Genomic DNA, 14,969 nt, shown 5'->3' with positions numbered 1-14,969 from the left:
TTCCGACAGTTTGATCGAATTTTCGGCAAGTCGTGAAATTGGGGGTTGAAAAAGTATTATTATATGCCAATCCTTGCCTCGCCAGTTTGCTTCATCATCTCTGGGAGGATTAAGATGAAAAAAGCTCTCGTCGCGGCAACTGCTGCCGCTATTTTTGCAACTCTTGCATCCGGCGTTTCCGCAAAATCACTGACAGTCGGCTTCTCGCAGATCGGATCTGAATCCGGCTGGCGCGCAGCCGAAACGACTGTGACCAAGCAGGAAGCCGAAAAGCGTGGCGTTACGCTGAAATTTGCTGACGCCCAGCAAAAGCAGGAAAACCAGATCAAGGCGATCCGCGGCTTCATTGCCCAGGGCGTCGACGCCATCCTGATCGCTCCGGTAGTCGCCACCGGCTGGGATGCGGTTCTGAAGGAAGCCAAGGAAGAGAAAATCCCGGTCATTCTTCTCGACCGCGAAATCGAGTCCCCCAAGGATCTCTATCTTACCGCCGTAACCTCCGACCAGGTCTTCGAAGGCAAGGTCGCCGGCGAATGGCTTGCCAAGGACGTCGGCTCCAAGGACTGCAAGGTCGTCGAGCTTCAGGGCACGACCGGCTCTTCACCGGCAATCAACCGCAAGAAGGGCTTTGAGGAAGGCATCAAGGCTGCGTCCAACATCAAGATCGTGCGCTCGCAGACCGGCGACTTCACCCGCACCAAGGGCAAGGAAGTCATGGAAAGCTTCATCAAGGCGGAAGGCGGCGGCAAGGATATCTGTGCCGTTTACGCCCATAATGACGACATGGCTGTCGGCGCCATCCAGGCGATCAAGGAAGCCGGCCTGAAGCCGGGCACCGACATCAAGATCGTCTCGATCGACGCCGTGCCGGATATCTTCCAGGCTATGGCCAAGGGTGAAGCCAACGCGACCGTCGAACTGACGCCGAACATGGCCGGCCCCGCCTTCGATGCTTTGGAAGCCTATCTGAAGGACAAGAAGGAACCGAAGAAGTGGATCCAGACTGAGTCCAAGCTCTACACTCAGAAGGACGATCCGATGAAGGTCTACGAAGCCAAGAAAGGCCTCGGCTACTGATCTCCCGCTGTCCGGCGCTCTAAGCCGGACAGGATCAATGACCGGAGCGGGATTTCCCGCTTCGGTTTCTCATCAGCATGCGGGACGAAGACATGTCAGCACCACACGCTCTTCTCGAAGCCCGAGGCATCGGCAAATCCTTTTTCGGCATATCCGCCCTTGAAGACGTCGATTTCACCCTTCAGCAGGGCGAGATTCATGCGCTTCTTGGCGAAAACGGCGCGGGCAAATCGACACTGATCAAGATCCTGACCGGTGTCTATCGCCGCGATCGGGGCACGATCTATCTTGAAGGCAACGAGGTCTCCCCGGATGATGTCGCCGCCGCACAGGCGCTCGGCATCGGGACCGTCTACCAGGAGGTAAATCTTCTGGAGAACCTCACGGTAGCGGAAAACCTGTTTCTCGGCCGCCAGCCGCGCCGTTTCGGCATGATTGACCGCCGCACCATGCGCGAGCGCTCCAGAACTCTGCTTGAGCGATATGGCCTCAATATCGACGTCGATGCGCTTCTTTCTTCCTATTCCGTCGCGTTCCGCCAGATCATCGCGATTGCCCGCGCCGTCGATCTTTCCGGCAAGGTCCTGGTTCTCGACGAACCGACGGCAAGCCTTGATGCCAACGAGGTGAAAGGCCTTTTCACCGTTCTGCGCCAGCTGCGCGAAGACGGCGTCGGCATCGTCATCATCACCCATTTCCTCGATCAGGTTTACGAGATCGCCGATCGCGTCACCGTGCTGCGCAATGGCCGGCTGGTCGGAAGCCGCGCAATCTCGGAACTGCCGCGCCTCGATCTGATCTCGATGATGCTCGGCCGCGAGCTGCAGCACATCACCCGCGATCATCAGGCAGAGCCGGAAACCATCGACGATCGCGGCGCGCCATCGATCCAGTTCCAGAATTACGGCAAGAAGGGCAGCGTCGCGCCCTTCGATCTCGATATCAGGCCGGGCGAGGTCGTCGGCATTGCAGGCCTGCTTGGTTCCGGCCGCAGCGAGACCGCTTTTCTGCTTTTCGGCATCGACCGCGCCGACAGCGGCACCGCCACGATCGATGGCCAACAGGTCTCAATCGCCTCGCCGGAAGCCGCTATCGCCAACCGCTTCGGTTTCTGTCCGGAAGAACGCAAGACGGATGGCATCGTCGGCGACCTGTCGGTGGCAGACAATATCGTGCTGGCGCTGCAGGCGCAGCGCGGCTGGATGCGGCCGATCTCGTCAGCCCAGAAGCGCGAACTCGCCGACAGCTTCATCAAGTCTCTCGACATTCGCCCCGCGGACCGCGAACGGCCGATCAAGTTTCTCTCCGGCGGCAACCAGCAGAAGGCGATCCTTGCCCGCTGGCTGGTAACCGAACCGCGACTGCTCATCCTCGACGAGCCGACCCGCGGCATCGATATCGGCGCCCATGCGGAAATCCTGAAAATGATCGAAAGACTGTGTGCAGAAGGCATGTCACTGGTTGTCATTTCCTCCGAACTAGAGGAACTCACGGCAGTGGCGCACCGCGTCATCGTGCTGTCCGACCGCCGCCATGTGGCTGAGCTTTCGGGCCGCCAACTGACCACCGACGGCATCATAAGGGCGATTGCCGGCACCGGCGAAACGGAGGCCGCATAATGACCTGGTTTACCCGCCGTCTACGTCGCCTGGCACCACAGCTTGTCGCGCTCGCCATCATTCTCGGCATTATCAGCCTCATCGCACCCGGCTTCCTGACGATTTCCGTCCAGAACGGGCGGCTTTACGGCAGCCTGATCGACATTCTGGTGCGCGCTGCCCCCGTCGCGCTCCTCACGGTCGGCATGACATTGGTGATTGCAACACGCGGCATCGACCTTTCGATCGGCGCCGTGATCGCCATATGCGGCGCTGTCGCCGCAACGCTGATCAGTGACGGTTATTCCCTCCCGGTCGTCATCGCCGTATCTCTCGGTGTCGGCATTGTCTGCGGTCTATGGAACGGCATACTCGTCGCCGTCCTCGACATCCAGCCGATCATCGCCACGCTGATCCTGATGGTCGCCGGTCGCGGCATTGCCCAGCTGATCACCGAGGGCGTCATCCTTACGTTTAACGACGACACGTTCGCAGCACTCGGCTCCGGCTCACTCGCCGGCATTCCGATCCCGATCTATCTCTGGGTCGGAACCGCACTTATCATCGGCCTTCTAATGCGGCGCACCGCCCTCGGCTTCCTGATCGAGGCGACCGGCATCAACCGCCGCGCGGCAAGCCTTGCCGGCGTGCGCGCCCGCTTCCTGCTCTTCTCGGCCTATGCGATTTCCGGCCTCTGCGCCGCCATTGCCGGCATGATCGTCACCGCCGACATTCGAGGCGCCGACGCCAACAATGCCGGTCTTTGGCTGGAACTCGATGCCATCCTTGCAGTCGTCGTCGGCGGCACGTCGCTCAATGGCGGACGTTTCTCGATCACCGCCTCGCTGATCGGCGCATTGATCATCCAGTCGATCAATACCGGTATTCTCGTTTCGGGCTTTCCGCCGGAATTCAACCTGATCATCAAGGCAGGCATCATCATCGTGGTGCTGACACTGCAATCGCCGGCAATCATGACCCTCTTCGGTTTCATCAAGGCCACCCGGCGAAGTGGCAAGCTCAACCACGGCACGAAGGAGGCGACACGATGATCCATGCCCGCAACCTGCCCTTCGTCACCACGCTGGCGATCTTCGTCATCGCCTACGGGCTCTGCATCCTGCAGTTTCCCAACATGCTGTCGACGCGGGTAATCGGCAACCTTCTGACCGACAACGCCTTTTTGGGCATCGCAGCAGTAGGGATGACCTTCGTCATCCTGTCGGGCGGCATCGATCTTTCGGTCGGCTCGGTCATCGCCTTCACCAGCGTCTTTGTCGCCGTTTTGGTCGGCTCCTTCGGCGTGCATCCGCTCACCGCCTTTCTCGCGGCACTGGTCATCTCGACCCTGTTCGGCTGCCTGATGGGGGCGATGATCCGCTACCTGATGATCCCGCCTTTCGTGGTGACGCTTGCCGGCATGTTCCTTGCGCGTGGCGCTGCCTACCTCGTCTCCACCCAATCCGTGCCGATTACCCACGAATTCATCGACACCATGCTCGGCTTCTACATCCGCTTCCCCGGCGGCGGCCGGCTGACGCTGCTTGCGATGGTCATGCTGATCGTCTTTGCCGTCGGCATCATCGTCGCCTCCCGCACCCGTTTCGGCGCCAACGTCTACGCAATCGGCGGCAACATCCAGTCGGCGGAACTGATGGGCGTGCCGGTGGGTGCGACGACGATCCGCATATACGCCCTGTCGGGCTTCCTCTCCGGCCTCGCCGGCATCGTCTATACACTTTACACGTCGTCCGGTTATTCGCTGGCGACGGTCGGCGTGGAACTCGATGCGATTGCCGCAGTCGTCATCGGCGGCACGCTTCTGACCGGCGGCGTCGGTCTGATCGCCGGCACCTTCATCGGCATCCTGCTGCAGGGGCTGATCCAGACCTACATCGTCTTCGACGGAACGCTGTCCTCCTGGTGGACGAAAATCGTCATCGGCATACTGTTATTCGTATTCATTGTGTTGCAGCGCACCATCATCTGGTATTCGGACCGCCGACTTGCGGTACGACAATTGAAGGAAGTTTGATTTTGGGTCTTCTGGAAACGACCATCAGCGGCCGGAAGCGGCGCGGCAACCACGCCCATGTGGTCGCCGAGCTCGGGCGCGGTATCGTCTCCGGCAAGATACCGGAAGGCTCGCTCCTGCCCGGCGATGCGGAGCTTTCGGGCCGTTTCGGCGTCTCCCGCACCGTTCTGCGCGAGGCGATGAAGACGCTTTCCGCCAAACGGTTGATCGAAGCAAAGGCAAAGGTCGGCACGCGCGTGCTGCCGCGGGACAGCTGGAATTTCTTTGATTCGGATGTCCTCGGCTGGCGTTTCGAGAGCGGGCTGGATTACGAATTCATCGAACATCTTGCCGAGATCCGCCTTGCCCTTGAACCGGCAGCAGCCTCCGCAGCTGCGGCCCGTGCCACAAGCGACGACATCGTCGCGCTCTATGCGATCGCGGCGAAATTCGACAACCTCAACCACACGCCGGAATCGATCGCAAAGGTGGATCTCGAATTCCATCTGGCCATCGCCCGCATGTCCGGTAACCCGTTCATGCGTTCGGCGAGCGCACTGATCGAAGCGGCACTCGCGATTTCGTTCGAACTCTCGTCCCCCGCCGCTTCACCGGAAACAATCGACGAGGTGGCGACCAACCATTTGCGGATCGTCCATGCCATCGCCTCGCGTGATCCGGCCAAGGCGATGTCGGCAATGCGGCATGTGATCGAGGTCGGCAAGAGCCGTATTCGCGGATCGCTCCGCGGCTCGGATAAGAACGCGATCGACACCCGCAAGCCTGTCACGGTCGACAATAGTTGACTTCATAACTCATGAATGATCTTAGTCCGGGGAGACGATAGATATTCCGGACAACCGCCATGCTTCACCAGACCCGAGGCCGCATTACCCGTGACAACGGTGCCGCAATCGATGCGCTGAAGAAACGCGCAGCCGAGTGGGAAGTGCCGCTGACGCGGGAAGCAAAAGGTTTCTGCTTCCATGTCTGGAATTCCAAGGCAACGCTTTATCCGGACGAAACCGGCGTCACGATCGAGATCTCGTCGCCCGAACAGCGTCTGCTGCAGACCCTTCAGGGCAGCCTGACCGAGCTTTTCGAAGAATGTCTCCTCTGCCCGAAATGGGATGAAGTGGCCGAAGGCGCGCTCGCACCCGGCATGTCGCTGATGCAGGTCGCATCCATCACCAAACGGTCGCCCGGCTTCACCCGCGTGCGCCTCGAAGGGCACGATACGGAACGTTTTGGGGAAGGCTGCAGCTACCACTTCCGCCTCCTTATCCCCCGCAAGGGCCGCCCACCCTGCTGGCCGCGCATCGCTGCATCCGGCCGCACCGTATGGCCAGAGGGTGACGACGCCCTGCACCGGCCCGTCTACACCACCGTGGCTTATGGCCAGAACTGGCTCGAATTCGACATCTTCGAACACGCTGGCAGCCCGACATCCGCCTGGCTGGCGGAAGATCCGGTCGGACGGACGATCGGCATCATCGGTCCGGGCGGCGGCGGCTGCCCCGAAAGCCGCAACCTTTTCCTTTTCGGCGATGAAACCGCCGTGCCGGCCATCATCCGGATCCTTCAGGAAGCCCCAGGCGACGTCCGCGCATTTATCAGGGCAAGCCGTGAGGATCTCTGCGAACTCGCCGCCGATCACAGGGTCTCGACCGTCGACGATCTGATCCCGGCGCTGGAGGCTATCAACTTGGTCGACGGCGCTTATGTGTGGTTTGCAGGGCATGCAGATCAGGCACGCGTTGCGCGCGCATGCCTGACCGCTCGCGGCATGCAGAAACGTGATTTCACGGCCGCCGCCTACTGGAATTGAGCAGCCGGGCGGAACCTCTGAAAGCAGAGGCAGTAGAGAGATTTGCCACGCTCGGACATGCCGGGATGCACGGGAATTTTTGATGTCCCTGTTTTAAGGTATCCTAATACCCGCAAGCACAGGAATTGCTCGAATTAACCTTACCCCGTAACCTCGCTTGGTATTCTTGCTTGCTCAAAGCTGAAAAATGGGCACTTTTCATTAAATAAGAGCGCTCGCGGAGCTAATAGTGCCGCAAAGTGGAGGCGTCACAGCAATGTCGCGGTCGCCCTTTAGTGCGTGTTTCTGAATCGGATAATTGAGGTGCGGGCATGACTTACGAATCCGCCAGACTTATGTCTGAGGCTATAACGCTTTCTTCAGCGGCGGTTTTCTACTCCTTGATCGACGCCCTGGTCGAAAAGGGAATTCTGACCGGCGAGGAGGAAAAGGAAATCTACCTCTCTGCCATGGACAAGATCAGTGAGGTGGCCGGCGATGACGAAGACGGCACGCACGAACTCGCCCGCGAACTGATCGAACAGCAGATCGCTGATCGCGAGCTCTGAGCCAACTCTGGGCCAACGTGCTGCGAGCAACATCGTCTCCATCATCGAGTTCCCGCATCCGCGGAAGCTCTTCTGAACTCAGAAGAATGAAACGGCCAGCACAAGCAGAAGCGAGCTGGCCATCACGGTCGCTGCGAATGCACCGTTCCATTTGAGGACGATCGTCGTAGCCGAGGTGGATGTCAGGCGCGCCATGGTAATCGTCATCGCGCTGATCGGCGAAAGCGCGATCCCCGCCGCCCAGCCGAGCGAAAGCGCCAGTGCCAGCAGCATCGGATGAGCATTGCCGAAGGCGGCTGCCCCGAACAACTGGGCGAGAAACACCACCACGATCGAATGCGGCACGAAGAGAAGCGCGCTCGCCGCGATCGCCACGATGCACAGACCTGCCAGCACCGAAGGCGGTAACTGGTTCAGCTCCGCCAGAAAATCTCCCCTGCCATCGAGGAAGACGACAGCCGTTGCCCCGATGACGCTGGCCGAGAGATAGATAGCACTCTCCGTCCGCATCACCGACATGTTGCCGACCATGCCTTTGACCTCGCGTCCAAGCCCCGAAATCGGCACACGCTGCTCGTAAACGATCCAGCCGAGAGCAAACAGCGGCAGGAGGATCAGCGAGGCGACAAGCGGACTTACATCGATCGCAGCGTGGATCGCCAGCGTGCCGCCAAACAGCCCGACGCAGGCGCAAAGCGTTATCGCAAGCGGCCCGGCCGATGGCCTGTCACCGTCGTCGAGCACAGCATTGATTGTCTGGCCTGTCACCTCGGTGTGGAAGAATGTCGTCACGAGGATCAAAGCCGCAGCAGTCGCGAAGGCTGCAATGATAAAAGCCGTCGGCGCGAGATTGGGAATGGACTGGGTGATGATGGCAAAACCGACACCGAGCGGCGACCAGATCGTCATCAGAACCGTTCCGCGCATGGCCGCAAGCAGGATGGAACGACGCTCGCCCTGCCGCTCTTGGCCCTCGGTCGCCTTCGCCACCATTTGTCCGAGCAGCGAGATGATACCGATATTGAAGAGCAGGCTGAGCAGATGGCTGCCGACCTTCACCACCTGGTAACGTCTGCGGCCGGGCATGCTCATCAGATATTCCGCCGCATTCCTGATGATGTCCGAACGTCCGACCGCATAACGCAGTATGCCGAGCACGGACAGGAACGAGGAGAAGCCGACGCCTTGGTAGAGCGCGCGCTCAACGATCGCAGCCTTGCCGGCCGGAAGCAGAAATTCCGACGTTGCGCAGAGTATGAAGCCGGCGGTGACGAACACTTTGGCAATCGTCGCAAGCCGTTTCCAATCCGACAGCACCGCCACTGTGGCCAGAGCAGCGGCAGCCCGGAGCAGCCATACGGACCCCGAGGTCACATTTGCAAGAACGAAGAGAAACGCACCTGTGAGGGTAAGTACATCTGCCCAGCTGATAACCTGCTGCTTTTGCAGCGTTGCGGCTGAGGCACCCTTGCTCATGGATGGATAACTCCGGGACAGGCTCCGACCCGACACGCATGTGCGGAACGACGAGAAATCTTGAAAAGGAATTCGGTGATATCAACAATCTGCAGTACGCGGCGATGCCCTGCCTGCAGGACAAACACTGAAATGCTGCATTGCAGCATAACATTGGAAAAGTCCAGCATTCGAAGAGCGAAAGCGCCTGCTGCGACGCAAACAATGCGCGTTTCACGCAGGCTAATGCCCTATACACACAATTACGAATTGCCGCTCAACGCGGCAGATCGTCTCGGTGGTGATTTTTAGGGCAACTGCATTCCTTGGCAGGCATGACTTCGCGATCGGTGAGCCAAGCGCGTCCGAAGCACGATCGACCTAACTCGCCTGAGGTCAGGAAGCCTGCGACTCGTCATCCTCGCGGGGCCGTTCTTCCGGGCCGATCGGATATTTGCGCGGAACACCATGGCTGCGGGCCGTGCGATCCCGGTGCAGGGCTGCACGCGCCAGAAGCATGAAGGTGATCGGCGTTGTGAAGGTCACGAAAATGCCGATCAGGATTTCATGGATGACCAGCCGCGAAGACGCGGCGGTGAAATAGATCATCGATGCAAGCATGATGCCACCGATACCCCAGCTGGTGCCAAGCGCCGGCGCATGCAGCCGTTCGTAGAAGGATGGCAGGCGCAGGAAACCGATCGCACCGATCAGCGCAAGAGCTGCGCCGACGAGAAGGAAGAAAGCCACCGCAAATGCGACGGGTAGGGGAAGGTCTACTGCAGGATAGATCATTCGATCACCTCCCCGCGCATAAGGAATTTTGCCAGCGCCACGGTGGAAACGAACCCGAGCAGGCCGATCACCAGCGCCGCCTCGAAATAGATAACCCGACCCGTGCCGATGCCGAATGTCACGAGCAGCAGCATTGCGTTGATATAGATCGTGTCGAGACCGATGATCCGGTCCTGCGCCCGCGGGCCGCGGAACATCCGGACTGCGGCGATCGCCATGGCGACGACAAGCATGAATTGCGCAATCGCGACTGCGGTATAGATGATGACGGCACTCATGCGAATATCTCCATCAGCAACTTTTCATAGCGGTTCTTGATCGTTGCGATCCACTGCTCTTCCTCATCGAGATTGAGCACATGCATAAGGATCGAACCGTCATAGGAATCATATTCCAGCCAGACTGATCCGGGCGTGCTCGTCAGGATGATCGCCAAAAGCGCCAGCGCGGTGCGGTCCTTGACATCCAGTGGGATCGTCAGGAAACCGGCCTTCCCACCCTTCGTTCGGCCCCGGATGATCAGCCACGCCACCGCGATGTTGGAAAGCGCGATATCGTAAAGCACGATGAAGAACAGCTTGGGCAGAAGGTACCACTTGTTCAGCTTCGGTTTGTCCGGCCTAAGCGACGCCATCGCCCAGGAGGCAAATACCGCAACCAGCGCGCCGAGGATCAGATGTCCGAGCGTGAAGCTGTTGAGCAGCATCCACATCAGCGTCAGCGAGATCGTCAGGATCGGATAGGGAAGCATCAGTGCCCCCCCCCTGTGCCGTCATCGACACCCGGCACGACCGTCGCATTGCGCACCGCGTCGATATAGAGGCTCGGATTGCTGAGCGTACGGATGGTCGTATCCATATACTGCATCGCCGAGTTTGCCTGCACCGTCAGAAACAGAGTCAGCGCCAGAAGGAACATCACCGGCACGATCTCGATCACCAGAACCCTTGGCACTACGCCTTCCAGCGAGGTCCAGAAGGTACGGATACCCACGCGCGTCATCGAAATCAGCGCTGCGACACCGGACAGGATGACGAGGATGATCAGCGTCCAGACGGGGGCAGTTGGCGGAACACCGATCGCACCGGTGCCCATCATTGCCGACAGCATGGCGAACTTGGCGATGAAACCCGAGAGCGGCGGCAGGCCGGAGAGAAGAATGCCGCACATGGCAAAGCAGGTACCGAGGATCGCCATCGTGCCGGGCATGGTAACACCATCGCCCTCTTCCGGCTCGTCCTCGTCGGCATCGCCATAGGCTTCCATCGTCACGGCAAGAACGTTGGCGCCTGCATCCTGGCTTCGTTCGACAAGCTCGATCAGCATGAAGAAGGCGCTGATCGTCAGCGTCGAACTGACCAGATAAAGCAGCGCACCCGAGGACACCGCACCATCATTGATGCCGAGAACCATCAGCAGCGTGCCTGAAGACACAAGCACCGAAAAGCCGGCCAACCTGCCGAGTGCTTGCGATGCCAGGATACCGATCGTACCGAAGATCAGCGTCGCCATGCCGCCATAGAGCAGCACCGTGGAACCGAAGCCGGCCGACGGCCCGTTATCGAAGAGGAGCATGGTCAGCCGCAGGATGACATAGATGCCGAGCTTGCTGAGGATGGCAAAAACGCCGGCAACCGGGGCCGAAGCTGCGCTATAGGCCGTGGGCAGCCAGAAGCAGAGCGGCCACATGCCGGCCTTGATCAGGAAGGCAATGCCGAGCACCCCGGCGCCCGCCTCCATCAGCATTCTGCGATCCGCTTCCATGTCCGGAATACGGGCCGCGAGATCCGCCATATTGAGCGTGCCGGCCGTGCCGTAGATCAGGCTGACGCCGATCAGGAAGAGCAGCGCTGCCGCAAGGTTGACCGCGATATAGTGCATCCCGGCCTTGACGCGCAGCTGACCCGAACCGTGCAACAACAGACCATAGGATGCCGCGAGCATCACCTCGAAGAAAACGAAGAGATTGAACAGGTCGCCGGTCAGGAAAGCGCCGTTCACGCCCATCAGCAGCAACTGGAACATCGAATGAAAATGCGAGCCCATCGCATGCCAGCGCGCCAGCGAATAGACGAGTGCGGCGACAGCGACCGACGCTGTCAGAAGCAGCATCAGGGCAGACAGGCCGTCCAGCACGAGAACGATACCGAACGGCGCCGACCAGTTGCCGAGCAGATAGACACCTTCGTAGCCGTTCGGGCCGCTTTCGATGCGGAAAAGAATGAAGGCGACCGTCAGAAGCAGAAGCATCGAGACGAGGCTTACCATCGCCTTGGTCACGCGCTGTCGTTCATCGATGACAACCAGGATGGCCGCTGCCACAAGCGGGATCAGGATCGGTGCGATGATGAGGTGATGCGACCAGCCGTTCATCGCTTCTCCCCTCTGCCGTCCACATGGTCGGTGCCGGTCATGCCGCGTGAAGCGAGCAGGACAACGAGGAAGAGTGCCGTCGTTGCAAATCCGATGACGATGGCGGTCAGCACCAGCGCCTGCGGCACCGGATCGGCCAGAAGGTCATGCCCGCCCCCTTCACTCAGAATTGGCGGAACATTCGTCTTCACGCCACCGACGCTGAAGATGAACAGGTTCACTGCATAAGACAGGAGCGAGAGCCCGATGATGACTTGATAGGTGCGCGGACGCAGGATGAGCCACACGCCGCAACTGGTCATGACGCCGATGGCGATGGAAAGGATGATCTCCATTAGCTCTCCTTCGCCTTTTCGGCCTCGATCGTGCGAAGGCGGGTTATGCGGATGGACTGGTGCGCAAGCGCGACGAGAATAAGCACCGTCGACCCTACCACCAGAAGGAACACCCCGAGATCGAAGAGCAACGCCGTTGCAGCCGGCACCTTGCCGATGAGCGGCAGCGTCAGATACTGCGAATGGGACGTCAGGAACGGATAGCCGAGGAACCATGCGCCTATGCCCGTGAGCGTGGCGATGATCAGCCCGAGCCCCATCCACCAGAGTGGCAGGATGCGGATGCGGTCTTCCGCCCAGCGCGTACCGCCCGCCAGATATTGCAGCAGGAAGGCGATCGACAGCGTCAACCCGGCCGAGAAGCCGCCGCCCGGCAAATCATGCCCGCGTATGAAGAGATAGACGGCAAAGGTGATGATGACCGGGAACATCCACTGCATGATCACCGATGGCACGAGCAGGTATTCGCGCACCGTATCGCCTGCGTTCCGCTCCGGCCGCTCCTCATCAAAACGGTTCTGGATCCGCTGCTGTTCAGGCATGACCATCGTGTCAGGCGCCGGACGGAAACGGCGGAGAAGCGCGAAGACGGTGAGTGCAACGATGCCGAGAACAACGATTTCGCCGAGCGTATCGAACCCGCGGAAATCGACGAGAATAACGTTGACGACATTGCGACCACCACCTTCGGAATAGGCGTTCTCCAGGAAGTAGGTCGCGATCGCATCCGGCACCGGCATTGTCATGACGGCATAGGCAATGAAGGTCATGCCGATACCGCAGATGATCGCAATCAGTAGGTCGCGGAAACGCCGGAAACGGGCGCGGAAGGTCACTGATTCATCCATCTTCTCCGTCCGCTTGGGCAGCCAGCGCAGGCCGAGAAGAATGAGAACGGTGGTAACGATCTCGACCAGCAGCTGGGTGATCGCGAGATCCGGAGCTGAAAGCCAGACAAACGTGATGCAGACGATAAGCCCGATGCCGCCCAACATGACCAGTGCGGCAAGCCGGTGGTATTTGGCGAGATAGGCCGTGCCGAGCGCAAGGCAGATACCGACCAGCCAGATGCCGGCAAACACCTTGTCGACGCCCGAAAAGACGAAGGTCCGTGGCTCGAAACCGGAATGCCAGAGCGGCAGCAGTCCCGCCAGGAAACCGGTCACGACAACCCAGCGCAATTGCGGCTGCAGATTGCGCGTGCCGATCCGCTGCTCGGCCATGCGCGCCCAGCGCCAGGAAACCTCGACCAGAATGCGCTCGAAGATGCGCTGCCCCTTGAGCCGCCTGATCAGCGGAGGACCGTCCTCGCAGGTCGCAAGATAATGGCTCAGGACGAAATAGAGCGCCGCGCCACCGACAAGCGCGATAAGGCTCATGATCAGCGGCAGGTTGAAGCCGTGCCACATGGAAAGGCTGTATTCCGGCGTCTGCGTACCGAGCACGCTGACCACAGCTGTATGCAGGAACGGCCCGACCGAAAATGCCGGCACGATCCCGACGATCAGGCAGATGACGACCAGCAGCTCGATCGGAAAACGCATCCAGCGCGGCGGTTCGTGCGGCGTATCCTTCGGCAGATTGGTTGGCGACGGACCGAAGAAGACCGTATGGATGAAGCGCAGCGAATAGGCGACGCTGAACGCGCCGGCAAGCGTTGCGACATAGGGGAGGATGATGTCGAGAACCGAATCCGCATGCGTCTCGATTGCCTCGGCGAAGAACATTTCCTTTGACAGGAAGCCGTTGAGCAGCGGCACGCCCGCCATAGCCGCGCTCGCCACCATGGCAAGCGTCGCTGTATAGGGCAGATAGCGGAATAGCCCGCTTAATCGCCGCATGTCGCGCGTTCCGGTCTCATGATCGATGATACCAGCCGCCATGAACAGCGATGCCTTGAAGGTCGCGTGGTTGAGCATGTGGAAGATCGCGGCCACCGTGGCCAGCGGACTTCCGAGACTAAGCAGCGTAGTGATCAGCCCGAGATGGCTGATGGTCGAATAGGCGAGAAGCCCTTTCAGATCCTGCTGGAAGATCGCGAAAAATGCGCCGAGCAGAAGCGTAACAATGCCGGCGGCTCCCAGAATGAAGAACCATTCGTAGGTACCGGAAAGGGCGGGCGAAAAACGTGCCAGCAGGAAGACCCCGGCCTTCACCATGGTTGCCGAATGAAGGAAGGCGGACACTGGCGTGGGCGCCGCCATGGCATTCGGCAGCCAGAAATGAAACGGAAACTGCGCACTTTTCGTCAGCGCACCGAGCAGGATGAAGACCAGCGCCGGAACATAGAGCGAGTGACTGCGGATCAGATCACCTGAGGCGAGGATCTTGTCGAGATCGTAGCTGCCGACAATATTGCCAAGCAGAAGAAGGCCGATCAGCAGGCAGAAACCGCCGATACCCGTAATCGTCAGGGCCATACGGGCGCCATCGCGCGCCGCAGCCGAGTTGTTCCAGTAGCTGATCAGAAGGAAGGACGAGATGCTCGTCAGTTCCCAGAAGATTGAAAGCAGGATCACATTGCCGGAAAGCACGATGCCGAGCATCGCCCCCATGAATGCGAGAAAGAAGGAAAAGAACCGCGGAACCGGATCTTCCTCGGACATGTAGTAGCGGGCGTAAACCGTAACCAGGAAGCCGATGCCGTTGATCAGCACGCAGAACATCCAGGCGAAACCGTCCAGACGCAGCGAAAAATTCAGCCCGAGCTGAGGGATCCATTCTATGGTGTAACGAAGGACATTGCCGTCGGTCACCTGCGGATAGGCAAACACGGTAATGGCGAGGCAGCCGAACGCCACCAGCGAGGCCAGTCGCGACGGCAAAGCCGTCGATGCCGTGTTCAGGAGCAGTACGGAAAGGAGACTTCCGATAAACGGCAGGGCCAGCAGCAAGACAAGAAAGTGCGGCGCAAGCGTTATCCCAATGTCCCATCCCTTCATTCTC

The 14,969-nt window shown here is 59.8% G+C and carries 14 protein-coding genes; 7 read left to right on the top strand and 7 right to left on the bottom strand.

The window, feature by feature from the left end:
* The first annotated feature begins 108 nt into the window (after positions 1 to 108).
* The 7 genes from ytfQ (at position 109) to MRBLMR1_RS25440 (ending at position 7,065) form a co-directional block, all read left to right on the top strand.
* Complete coding sequence (gene ytfQ / locus MRBLMR1_RS25470) at positions 109 to 1,077, top strand: galactofuranose ABC transporter, galactofuranose-binding protein YtfQ (protein WP_373289457.1); 969 nt, start codon at positions 109 to 111, stop codon at positions 1,075 to 1,077.
* A gap of 92 nt (positions 1,078 to 1,169) precedes the next feature.
* Entirely contained in the window at positions 1,170 to 2,696 is a 1,527-nt protein-coding gene (locus MRBLMR1_RS25465; protein ID WP_148147710.1) for a sugar ABC transporter ATP-binding protein, read from the top strand.
* Positions 2,696 to 3,727: an ABC transporter permease gene (locus tag MRBLMR1_RS25460; protein ID WP_183686371.1), complete on the top strand. Its 1,032-nt coding sequence runs from the start codon at positions 2,696 to 2,698 to the stop codon at positions 3,725 to 3,727. Before MRBLMR1_RS25465 ends, MRBLMR1_RS25460 begins: the two co-directional genes overlap by 1 nt.
* The gene (gene yjfF, locus MRBLMR1_RS25455; protein WP_148147708.1) at positions 3,724 to 4,710 is read left to right on the top strand and encodes a galactofuranose ABC transporter, permease protein YjfF; all 987 of its coding nucleotides are present in this window, start codon (positions 3,724 to 3,726) and stop codon (positions 4,708 to 4,710) included. Before MRBLMR1_RS25460 ends, yjfF begins: the two co-directional genes overlap by 4 nt.
* Positions 4,711 to 4,712: 2 nt before the next feature.
* Complete coding sequence (locus MRBLMR1_RS25450) at positions 4,713 to 5,495, top strand: FadR/GntR family transcriptional regulator (protein ID WP_148147707.1); 783 nt, start codon at positions 4,713 to 4,715, stop codon at positions 5,493 to 5,495.
* A gap of 59 nt (positions 5,496 to 5,554) precedes the next feature.
* Positions 5,555 to 6,517 carry a siderophore-interacting protein gene (locus MRBLMR1_RS25445; protein ID WP_148147706.1) on the top strand — a complete coding sequence of 321 codons (963 nt, stop codon included), beginning with the start codon at positions 5,555 to 5,557 and terminating at the stop codon, positions 6,515 to 6,517.
* A gap of 311 nt (positions 6,518 to 6,828) precedes the next feature.
* The gene (locus tag MRBLMR1_RS25440) at positions 6,829 to 7,065 is read left to right on the top strand and encodes a hypothetical protein (protein WP_148147705.1); all 237 of its coding nucleotides are present in this window, start codon (positions 6,829 to 6,831) and stop codon (positions 7,063 to 7,065) included.
* Between the two features lie 78 nt (positions 7,066 to 7,143).
* Here MRBLMR1_RS25440 and MRBLMR1_RS25435 read toward each other — a convergent pair whose 3' ends face one another.
* The 7 genes from MRBLMR1_RS25435 to MRBLMR1_RS25405 all read right to left on the bottom strand — a co-directional run bounded on the left by MRBLMR1_RS25435 (position 7,144) and on the right by MRBLMR1_RS25405 (position 14,944).
* Positions 7,144 to 8,541 (bottom strand): hypothetical protein, encoded by a 1,398-nt coding sequence (locus tag MRBLMR1_RS25435; protein WP_148147704.1) that lies wholly within the window; start codon positions 8,539 to 8,541, stop codon positions 7,144 to 7,146.
* Between the two features lie 375 nt (positions 8,542 to 8,916).
* Complete coding sequence (gene mnhG, locus MRBLMR1_RS25430; RefSeq protein ID WP_183686373.1) at positions 8,917 to 9,315, bottom strand: monovalent cation/H(+) antiporter subunit G; 399 nt, start codon at positions 9,313 to 9,315, stop codon at positions 8,917 to 8,919.
* Positions 9,312 to 9,593: a K+/H+ antiporter subunit F gene (locus MRBLMR1_RS25425; protein ID WP_112458800.1), complete on the bottom strand. Its 282-nt coding sequence runs from the start codon at positions 9,591 to 9,593 to the stop codon at positions 9,312 to 9,314. Before MRBLMR1_RS25425 ends, mnhG begins: the two co-directional genes overlap by 4 nt.
* Positions 9,590 to 10,066, bottom strand: coding sequence for a Na+/H+ antiporter subunit E (locus tag MRBLMR1_RS25420; protein WP_500066933.1), 477 nt, complete (start codon positions 10,064 to 10,066; stop codon positions 9,590 to 9,592). The genes MRBLMR1_RS25425 and MRBLMR1_RS25420 overlap by 4 nt, the downstream gene beginning before the upstream one ends.
* Entirely contained in the window at positions 10,066 to 11,688 is a 1,623-nt protein-coding gene (locus tag MRBLMR1_RS25415) for a monovalent cation/H+ antiporter subunit D (protein WP_148147702.1), read from the bottom strand. Before MRBLMR1_RS25415 ends, MRBLMR1_RS25420 begins: the two co-directional genes overlap by 1 nt.
* Positions 11,685 to 12,023 (bottom strand): Na+/H+ antiporter subunit C, encoded by a 339-nt coding sequence (locus tag MRBLMR1_RS25410; RefSeq protein ID WP_148147701.1) that lies wholly within the window; start codon positions 12,021 to 12,023, stop codon positions 11,685 to 11,687. The genes MRBLMR1_RS25415 and MRBLMR1_RS25410 overlap by 4 nt, the downstream gene beginning before the upstream one ends.
* Positions 12,023 to 14,944, bottom strand: a complete 2,922-nt coding sequence (locus MRBLMR1_RS25405) for a monovalent cation/H+ antiporter subunit A (protein ID WP_183686383.1) — start codon at positions 14,942 to 14,944, stop codon at positions 12,023 to 12,025. Before MRBLMR1_RS25405 ends, MRBLMR1_RS25410 begins: the two co-directional genes overlap by 1 nt.
* Between the last annotated feature and the right edge of the window lie 25 nt (positions 14,945 to 14,969).

Origin of the sequence: Neorhizobium sp. LMR1-1-1.1, assembly GCF_040675795.1 — a bacterium.
In the GTDB taxonomy this organism is placed as follows: Bacteria; Pseudomonadota; Alphaproteobacteria; order Rhizobiales; family Rhizobiaceae; genus Neorhizobium; species Neorhizobium cellulosilyticum.
The sequence above is the reverse complement of the archived record's forward strand: the minus strand, read 5'-3'. Positions and strand labels throughout refer to the sequence as shown.